We start from the raw sequence: 2,549 nt of genomic DNA, 5'->3' as shown, positions 1-2,549 counted from the left end.
TGTCCTCCTTCGGGCTGTCCGGCACCAACGCGCACGTCATCCTGGAAGCGGCAACGGAGCCGGCCGGCCCCGAGCGCGGGGAGACTGCCGTGCCGCTGCCCGTCATCCCCTGGGTGCTGTCCGGCCGCGGAACCCACGCCCTGCACGCCCAGGCCGCCAAACTCCTCGACCACGTTCGCACCCACCCCGACCTGGACAGCACCGAGGTGGCTGCGGCACTGGTGACCACCCGCTCGGCGTTCGAGGACCGGGCGGTGGTGCGCGGTGCGGACCGTGACGAGCTGCTGGCCGGACTGGCGGCGCTGGCGGCTGGTGAGACCGCGCCCAATGTGACCCGGGGTGTTGTCTCCGAGGGCGGGACGGCCTTCCTCTTCTCTGGCCAGGGCGCGCAACGGCTGGGTATGGGGCGGCAGTTGTATGACGCCTTTCCTGTGTTCGCCGAAGCGTTCGACGCGGTGGTGGCCGAGGTGGGGGAGGAGCTGCGGCAGGTCGTCTTCGGCGACGATGCCGCACTCCTCAACGAGACGCGCTGGGCGCAGCCGGCTCTGTTCGCCGTCGAGGTCGCCCTGTTCCGGCTGGTGGAGTCCTGGGGCGTGCGGCCGGATTACCTGGTGGGGCACTCGATCGGGGAGCTGGCCGCCGCCCATGTGGCCGGGGTGCTGTCGCTGGCCGATGCCTGCCGGCTCGTCGTCGCCCGCGGCCGGCTGATGCAGCAACTCCCGCCTGGCGGCGCCATGGTGGCCATCGAGGCCGCCGAGGAGGAGGTGCGGCCGCTGCTCAAGGGCCGTGAGACCGAGGTGGCGGTGGCGGCGGTGAACGGGCCGCGCGCCACGGTGATCTCCGGCGTGGAGGAGGCGGTTGCCGAGGTCGCGGCGCACTTCGCGGCGCAGGGCCGTCGTACCACCCGGCTGCGGGTCAGCCATGCCTTCCACTCGCCGCTGATGGAGCCGATGCTGGCCTCCTTCCGGGAGATCGCGGCGAGCATCACCTACGCCTCCCCGGTGATCCCGGTGGTCTCCAACGTCACCGGGCGCCTCGCCGGAGACGACGAGTTGGCCTCCCCCGACTACTGGGTGCGGCACGTGCGCGAGGCGGTGCGGTTCGCCGACGGCGTGGCCTGGCTGGCCGATCAGGGGGTGACCCGGTTCGTCGAGCTGGGCCCGGACGGCACCCTGACCGCCCTCGCCCAGGCCGCCCTCCCCGAGGCCGCCGACGTTCTCCTCACCCCCACCCTCCGCAAGGACCGCGACGAGACCGACACCGTCATGGCCGCGCTGGCGGCTGTGCACGTGAGTGGAGTTCCGGTCGACTGGCCGTCGCTCTTCGCGGGGGTGCGGGCGGTCGAGCTGCCGACGTATGCCTTCCAACGGGCCTGGTACTGGCCGGAGACGCGCGCGACCGAGGCCGAGCAGACCGCCGTGAACACCGCGGGCGATCCCGCCGAGGCCGACTTCTGGGCGGCCGTCGAGAGCGGCGACGCCCGGCGGCTCGCCGAGGTGCTCGGCGTGGCGGAGCCTGAACTCGGTGCTGCCGTCCCCGCGTTGTCGGCGTGGCGGCGCGGGCAGGTGGAGCAGGCGACGGTCGACGGCTGGCGCTACCGGGTGACGTGGGAGCGCGTCGCGGACGGTGCCGCTGCCCCGGCCGCCGTGCCGGGCCGCTGGCTCCTGCTCCACTCCGAGGGCGACGAGATCGCCCTGGCGGGGATCGAGGAGTTCCTGCCCGGCATCGAGCGGCTGGCCTGCCCGCCGGACGCGGGCCGTGAGGAACTGGCCGGCCTCCTGTCCTCCGTTGCCGCGGCAGGCGCCGTGACCGGGGTGCTGTCCTGCCTGCGCGGCTTGGTACCGACACTGGGCCTGGTACAGGCGCTGGGCGATGCCGGCCTGTCGGCTCCCCTGTGGGTCGTCACCTCCGGTGCGGTGGCGGTCGGTGCGGGCGGTGAGGCCGTCGTCGATCCGGTTCAGGCGGCGGTGTGGGGTCTGGGGCGGGTGGCCGCCCTGGAGCATCCCGACCGCTGGGGCGGCCTGCTCGACGTGCCGGTCCGGCTCGACCGTCGGGTGCTCACGCGGGTCGCGGCTGTCCTGGCGTCCGGGAGCGAGGACCAGGTCGCCGTCCGTGGTGGCCGTGTCTTCGCCCGCCGCCTGACCCCGGCCGCCCCCGGCGCGTCCGGGGGACCGCAGGGAAACTGGCGTGCCCCGCACCGGGTGCTGGTGACCGGCGGTACCGGCGCCCTGGGTGCGCGGGTGGCGCGCTGGCTGGCCGGGCACGGCAGCCGGGAACTGGTGCTGGCCGGCCGTCGCGGTCCGCAGGCGCCCGGCGCCGCCGAGCTGGTGGCCGACCTGGAGAACCGGGGCGCGCGCGTCACGGTGGTGGCCTGCGACCTGGCCGACCGGGAGGCGGTGGCCCGCCTGCTGGCCGACCACCCGGTGGACGGGATCATCCACGCCGCCGGTGTCCTCGACGACACCCTGCTGGCCGAGCTGACTCCCCGGCAGCTCACGCACGTCCTGCGGGCGAAGGCGGAGTCCGCCGCCCACCTGGACGAGCTGACC

Annotated in this window: 1 protein-coding gene; it reads left to right on the top strand. The window is 74.8% G+C overall.

Features of this window, described 5'->3' with window-relative positions; genetic code table 11:
• On the top strand, positions 1-2,549 hold a 2,549-nt coding region (locus IE225_RS32450), incomplete at both ends, for an SDR family NAD(P)-dependent oxidoreductase (protein WP_190061257.1).

This window comes from Streptomyces echinoruber, from assembly GCF_014651135.1.
Taxonomy (GTDB): domain Bacteria; phylum Actinomycetota; class Actinomycetes; order Streptomycetales; family Streptomycetaceae; genus Streptomyces; species Streptomyces echinoruber.
Note: the sequence above shows the minus strand (reverse complement) of the source record. Positions and strands in the feature narration are given on the sequence as shown.